This window comes from Pseudomonas floridensis, from assembly GCF_002087235.1.
GTDB lineage: Bacteria > Pseudomonadota > Gammaproteobacteria > Pseudomonadales > Pseudomonadaceae > Aquipseudomonas > Aquipseudomonas floridensis.
In genome coordinates, this window is sequence record NZ_MUIO01000044.1 from 86,122 (window position 1) to 92,546 (window position 6,425).

Sequence of the window (6,425 nt, forward strand, 5' to 3'; positions counted from 1 at the left end):
TGCCGGGTGGATTCAGTGCGTTGGCGATTGATGCGTGTCGGTTTCAGGAGGCGAAATACTGGTCTGCGCGCTGACTCGCGCAGCACGGCGTTGGTTCTTGTCGAGAATCAGGCGTGTGACCCGGCTGCCACTGTGCGGATCGCCGAAATGGAAGATGGCGGTGGCACGTTTCAGGCCGGGACTGCAAGCCTGATTGGCATGCAGCGTGCGATAACCCCAGAACAGGTAAATGTCACCCGGTTGCAGTTTGAGAATCTTGGGGGAAAGCCACTGATGCTTGATGGCCGTGCGCATGACCCAGCGGGTCAAGCGGTTTTGCAGCAGCGACTTCTCGATGACATTTAGGGCGATGTGATTACGCACGTTGCGCAGGTTGGGAAACAGCATCAGGTCGCCGCATTCTTCACCCTCGACCGGGATGTAGATCGGGATCAGCGCAGTAACCAGACTGGCGTCGAAGTGGAAACAGTTGGACTCGCGCAGGCCTTGTTCACCCTGAACGCAGCGCAGCACCGGAAATATCTGATCGCTGATGCTTTGCCGGTGTGCGCCATGCGCATAGAGCTTGCCCAGCAACTGTTTGAACTCGGGCGCTGACCAGAGGCTGGCCAGCAGGCTTTCGCTCAATGCCGCTTCACCGTGATAGGCGAAGTACTCGCCCGGATGCTGTGACGCCTGGCGGTCGGTGAACGCTCTTAATTGTTCGAGATCGGTTTCATTGAGTACGTTCTTCAATCGGGCGAAGCCGTGGGCGTCCATTTCATGAGCCAGGCCTTGCACATGTTGCTCGTTCAAATCGGGTAGACAGGGCATTCAGTGGCACCTCGGGTTCAGGGGAGGCGAACAACCAAAGGCAAACAACTGGCTGACAAGTGGAAAAACGTTCTATCGGGCACGCTACCGCCCGAATCATGCGATCCATGCGCTCTACATCTATCCGACGAATGCCCACGCAGTATTTTCTCGAGCGGGTTTCGCATGGCGGATTGCTTCGGACAATGCTACCGCCACACCGAACGCGTTCAGCAAAATACAAGGGTTTTATGAGTCAACAGACATCCACCAGCGCCGATAAGGCACTGCGGAAACAACTAACTTCGCGGGCAGAACAACAAATAGCGACAGCGTGATAACATCCTGCGCAGTGCACTGTGGCATTAGCGTACAAACCAGAACGCGTCTGACAGTGCTATATATTGGTAGGGCCCACGATTCTGTCAAATTATTTCGTCAGCTTTCTGTTAAATTTTTGATAAATGGTTTCACTGGTTTATTAAGTCGTTGATTTCACAATGAGTCAAAAAAACAACATTGCGATGATCCTGCAAACTGACAGTTTTCAGGCGTCTTTACAGCGAGCGTCCTTTGTCAATGAACCGAACACCGACTGGCTCAGGTTAAACACTGTTTCTTTCGCACTTCACTGATTGGGGCAACACCGTGTTCAATGTCAGCGGATCGATTTCGATTATTAACCGCCGTGTGGCCTGGCCGTCTGCACAGCCAAGTGGGACATTTTGCGGAGTTGGACGTTGCGCCCCTGCATGACGCTTTGTCGGATGCATTCAAGGCCATATGAAATGCCATGCCCTGCGGTGGCGTGAGCGTTCGTAGCGCGTCAGGCAATCCGTGTGGAGGGCCGAAGGGATTGTCCGTCACATACCGCACAAATGATATATGCATAAAAGTACTATTTAAATATCAATTAATAATTTTTGGTTCTATATCGTTTGATGCATGATGACCTCTGAAGCCTGCCGTCCGCGGCTCGTATCGAGTGCAGCAGCGGGCTCGCTCGTGCAGGTCATGCCAGTCAGAGGAATAGCCATGAAAGATTCAGCACTGTATTTCGATTACGCCGCTACCACACCCGTGGACGAGCGAGTGATCAAGGTGATGGTCGAGTGCCTCGGTGTGTCGGGCAATTTTGGAAATCCTGCGTCCAGCTCCCATGGCTTCGGAAAAAATGCACGTCTGGCGGTCGAGAATGCGCGCCGGCAGGTAGCGGGCCTTGTGGGAGCGCGCGCCTCGCAGATCATCTGGACCTCGGGCGCAACGGAATCGAACAACCTGGCCTTGAAGGGCGTGGCCGAGGCGCGATCCCGCAGGCTCGGCAAAACGGGCGGCCATATCATCACCAGTCAGATCGAGCACAAGGCGGTTCTCGATACGGCGCAACAGCTGCAGGCGAGCGGCTTCACGGTCACTTATCTGGCACCGGATGCCGACGGGCTGATCAGCGCCGATGCGGTGAGTGCCGCGCTGCGCGATGACACCTTTCTGGTGTCGCTGATGCTGGTCAATAACGAGTTGGGCACTCTCAACGATGTCGCTGAAATCGGCCGCCGTGTGCGCGGTCATGGCGCGTTGTTGCATGTCGACGCGGCCCAGGCAGCGGGCAAGGTGAAGATCGAGCTGAGCGCGCTTGCGGTGGACCTGATGTCTTTTTCCGCACACAAGATCTACGGCCCCAAAGGTATTGGTGCACTTTACGTCGGTCCTCGTGCTGAACAGCGATTGCTGGCGCAGATACATGGTGGCGGGCATGAGTCGGGGCTGCGTTCCGGAACCCTGGCCACCCATCAGATCGCCGGCATGGGCGCTGCCTTTGCCCTGGCAGACGAAGCGTTTGATCACGAGCTTCTCGAAATCGAGCGCCTGAACCGCCTGCTGCGCGAAGAGCTGCGGGATATCCCGGGCCTGTGTATCAATGGTAGTCCGGTACACAGGATTGCCCACACGTTGAGCCTTACCTTCGGCAATGATGATTTGAACGTGGCGGCACTTGCACGGCATCTGGCCTTTTCATCGACCTCGGCCTGCAACTCGGCCAAAAACACCCCCTCTCATGTGCTGCTCGCCTTGGGCCACAGCCCGCAGGCTGCCAGCCAGACGATCCGTTTGAGTATCGGACGCTTTACCCGCGATCAGGATATCCGCCGCGCTGCGGAGGCGATTCGTGCCAGTGTCATCCAGCCTGCCTTCTGGGCGGTTGCTCAGTCTTGATGAGTGCTCCATTATCTGACCGGTGACAGCAGCCTATTTCCGGTCAGCAGGAGAACCAATGAGTACGCAACCCAAAGCCAGCACAGACGTGGCAGAACGATTGGCGCAGACACGCGCCTTGATGAGCAGGGAGCGCATCGATGCCTATCTGGTGCCGTCGGCGGATCCTCATCTCTCCGAGTACCTGCCCGGTTATTGGCAAGGGCGTCAGTGGTTGTCGGGTTTCCACGGTTCGGTGGGCACCCTGATCATCACTCAGAATTTTGCCGGGGTGTGGGCCGACAGCCGTTATTGGGAGCAGGCGACCAAAGAGCTGGCAGGTAGTGGCATCGAACTGGTGAAGCTGATTCCGGGTCAGCAAGGTCCGCTGGAATGGCTCGCCGATCAGGCATCTGCCGACACAGTGGTTGCGGTCGATGGTGCGGTCCTGGCCGTGGCGTCCTCCCGAACACTGGCCAGCAAGCTCTACGCACGTGGCGCAAGACTGCGCACCGATATCGATCTGCTCATCGAACTCTGGCAGGACCGTCCGGCCTTGCCCGTCAACCCGGTCTACGAGCACCTGCCGCCGCAGGCCTCCGTATCTCGCCGCGACAAACTGGACCTCGTTCGTAGTGCGATGAGCGAGAAAGGCGCGGACTGGCATTTCCTTCCCACGCTGGATGACATTGCCTGGCTGTTCAATCTGCGCGGGTCTGACGTTTCCTACAATCCAGTGTTCATCTCGTTCGCCTTGATCGGGCCACAAAGCGTGACCCTGTTCGTGGATGCGAAAAAAGTAGGTGATGACGTGCGTCGCAGTCTGGAGCAGGATGGTATCGCTCTGATGGAGTACACCCAGATCGGTGCGGCGCTGCGTGAACTGCCCAAGTCCGCTCGCCTGCTGATCGACCCGGCGCGGGTTACCTGTGGGTTGCTCGACTATCTGGACAGCGAAGTCACGCTGGTGGAAAACCTTAATCCAAGCACCCTGTTGAAATCCCGCAAAACCGAGGCCGATACCGGGCATATTCGCCAGGCGATGGAACAGGATGGTGCGGCACTCTGTGAGTTCTTCGCCTGGCTTGATGGTGCGCTGGGGCAGCAGCCTGTCAGCGAGCTGACCATTGATGAAAAACTGACCCAGGCGCGTGAGCGTCGTCCGGGGTACGTGTCGGCCAGTTTCGCAACCATTGCCGGATTCAACGCCAACGGTGCGATGCCGCATTACCGCGCGACCGAAGCCGAACATGCGCAGATCCAGGGCAATGGCCTGTTGTTGATCGATTCCGGTGGACAGTACCTGGGAGGCACGACCGACATCACGCGAATGGTGGGGATCGGTACACCCTCGGTCGAACAGAAACAGGATTGTGCTCGCGTGCTTAAAGGTGTCATCGCGCTGTCACGCACGCATTTCCCCAAAGGCATTCTTTCACCTTTGCTGGATGCCATCGCTCGTGCGCCGCTCTGGACCGAAGGCGTCAATTATGGGCATGGCACCGGTCACGGTGTGGGTTACTTTCTGAATGTGCACGAAGGACCACAGGTGATTGCCTACCAGGCGCCCGCCACTGCGCAGACTGCAATGCAACCGGGGATGATCACTTCCATCGAGCCTGGCACTTACCGGCCAGGGCGTTGGGGTGTGCGTATCGAGAATCTGGTGATCAATCAGGAGGCAGGCAAAACCGAGTTTGGCGAATTCCTGAAGTTTGAAACGCTGACCCTGTGCCCGATCGACACACGCTGCATCGAGTTGTCGATGCTGAGTCAGGAAGAGCGGCAGTGGTTGAATGACTACCACGCGCAGGTCAACGAACGCTTGAGTCCGCTGCTCGACGGTGCTGCGCTGCAATGGTTGCAGGACCGCACGGTCGCGATCTGATAATTGACGCCCGTTGTTGCTTTCTCAGGATTGCGGCAGCGGGTCGTTCAACGGTGTGCCTTTCTTGCAGACGATGATCATGCTGCGGCTGGTATAGCCGGCCGGGTTGAGGCCAAACGGATAATCTTCCGGCTCTTCCTGTGCATCACCTGATTTGGCGATGACCTTGAATGTCCTTGAGGTACAGGCATTGGTCGCCAGCTCGTAGCATTTAGCCCAAGAAGAGGTGAGCCCTGAGCAGTTGATGTGAATCCCGCGCTTGGTTTGCTTTACCGGTTTGGAGGTTGCCGCACAACCTGCGACTGCCAGTACGGCTAATGCGATAAAAAAGTATTTCATTACTGTCCTTGAGCAAGCCATTACTTGAGCACTTTTCCTGCCTGAGCTTCTTGTGACCCGTTACAGGTGCAAACGTGACCTGTATCTCGAAAACGAGATCGGTTATGGGGCTAAACATGGCTCAAGCGCGTGACAATTGCTAGTGCCTTGTCGAATCTTCCCTGCGAGCGGTCTCAGTCGGCCGGAACGAGCTGGGTTTTTGCGGGTGCCGAGCCCAGCGTAGCGCCAATGGAAGCCACGATGATTGCGCCGATGGCCAGCCATTGAGTGAGCGACAAGTCTTCATGGAGGAAAATCAGGCCCGAGAGGGCTGCGAATACAGGTTCCAGGCTGGCCAGTGTGCCAAAGGTTCGCGCCGACATACGCGTCAGCGCGACCATCTCCAGACTGTAGGGCAGGGCGGTCGAGAGAATCGCGACACCCAGTGCCGCGGGTATCAATGATATGTCCAGCAATGCCGAGCCGGCGTGTATTACGCCGATTGGCGCGATAAAGAGCGCGGCGATGGTGACGCCCAAGGCTGCGGTTTGAACGCCATTGTCCGCTCCTGCCTTCTGCCCGAACAAAATGTAAGCGGCCCAGCAGACACCAGCCCCCAGTGCATAGCCGGCACCCACCAGATCAATGCTTGCACTTGTTTGTCCGAGCGGGATGAGCAGAAGCAGGCCGATTACCGCCAATATCACCCAGAGAAAGTCGATGAACTTGCGCGACGACCACAGCGCTACAGCCAGCGGGCCGGTGAATTCCAGTGCAACAGCGACGCCTAGCGGAACGGTTTGCAATGACATATAGAAGAGCATGTTCATGCTTCCCAGCGAAATGCCGTACAGCATTACAGTGCGCAAGGATCTGGCGGTCAGTCTGGCACGCCACGGGCGCAGGACTGCCAGAAGAATCAGGCTGGCAAAGATGAGGCGCAAAGCGGTCGTACCTGGCGCACCTACTACGGGGAATAGACTCTTGGCCAGGGATGCGCCGCTCTGGATCGAGATCATTGCGATTATGAGCAATCCCAAGGGGAACAAGAGTGATGCGATGTTGCTGGGTTTGGCAGACATTTAAGTAACGCGTCCTGAGCTGAGCGGGATAAGGCCTGGCTATGATGATGAATATTGACCACTTGGGCAATATATTGCGCAATCTCTTGTGTTCTTCTATATAGCTGCGAGTGACGACGCGGATTTCTTCTTATTTGAAAATAACGGTTGAC

Annotated in this window: 5 protein-coding genes; 2 read left to right on the forward strand and 3 right to left on the reverse strand. The window is 56.7% G+C overall.

Going from position 1 to position 6,425, the window contains the following annotated elements; all coding sequences use genetic code 11:
* Positions 1-12 precede the first annotated feature (12 nt).
* Positions 13-813, reverse strand: a complete 801-nt coding sequence (locus tag BZK31_RS13160) for a hypothetical protein (RefSeq protein ID WP_083183407.1) — start codon at positions 811-813, stop codon at positions 13-15.
* Positions 814-1,827: 1,014 nt separating this feature from the next.
* Between BZK31_RS13160 and BZK31_RS13165 the strand changes: the two genes are divergently transcribed.
* Together BZK31_RS13165 and BZK31_RS13170 are read left to right on the forward strand one after the other, a co-directional pair.
* Positions 1,828-3,006, forward strand: a complete 1,179-nt coding sequence (locus BZK31_RS13165; protein WP_083183409.1) for a cysteine desulfurase family protein — start codon at positions 1,828-1,830, stop codon at positions 3,004-3,006.
* A 58-nt stretch (positions 3,007-3,064) separates the two neighbouring features.
* Complete coding sequence (locus BZK31_RS13170; protein WP_083183411.1) at positions 3,065-4,873, forward strand: aminopeptidase P family protein; 1,809 nt, start codon at positions 3,065-3,067, stop codon at positions 4,871-4,873.
* 24 nt (positions 4,874-4,897) lie between these two features.
* Here the strand turns inward: BZK31_RS13170 and BZK31_RS13175 are convergent, their stop codons facing one another.
* Both BZK31_RS13175 and rhtA read right to left on the reverse strand, forming a co-directional pair.
* A complete protein-coding gene (locus BZK31_RS13175; RefSeq protein WP_083183413.1) occupies positions 4,898-5,212 on the reverse strand; it encodes a hypothetical protein in 315 nt (104 codons plus the stop codon).
* A 173-nt stretch (positions 5,213-5,385) separates the two neighbouring features.
* Positions 5,386-6,273 (reverse strand): threonine/homoserine exporter RhtA, encoded by an 888-nt coding sequence (rhtA, locus tag BZK31_RS13180; RefSeq protein ID WP_083183415.1) that lies wholly within the window; start codon positions 6,271-6,273, stop codon positions 5,386-5,388.
* Positions 6,274-6,425 lie beyond the last annotated feature (152 nt).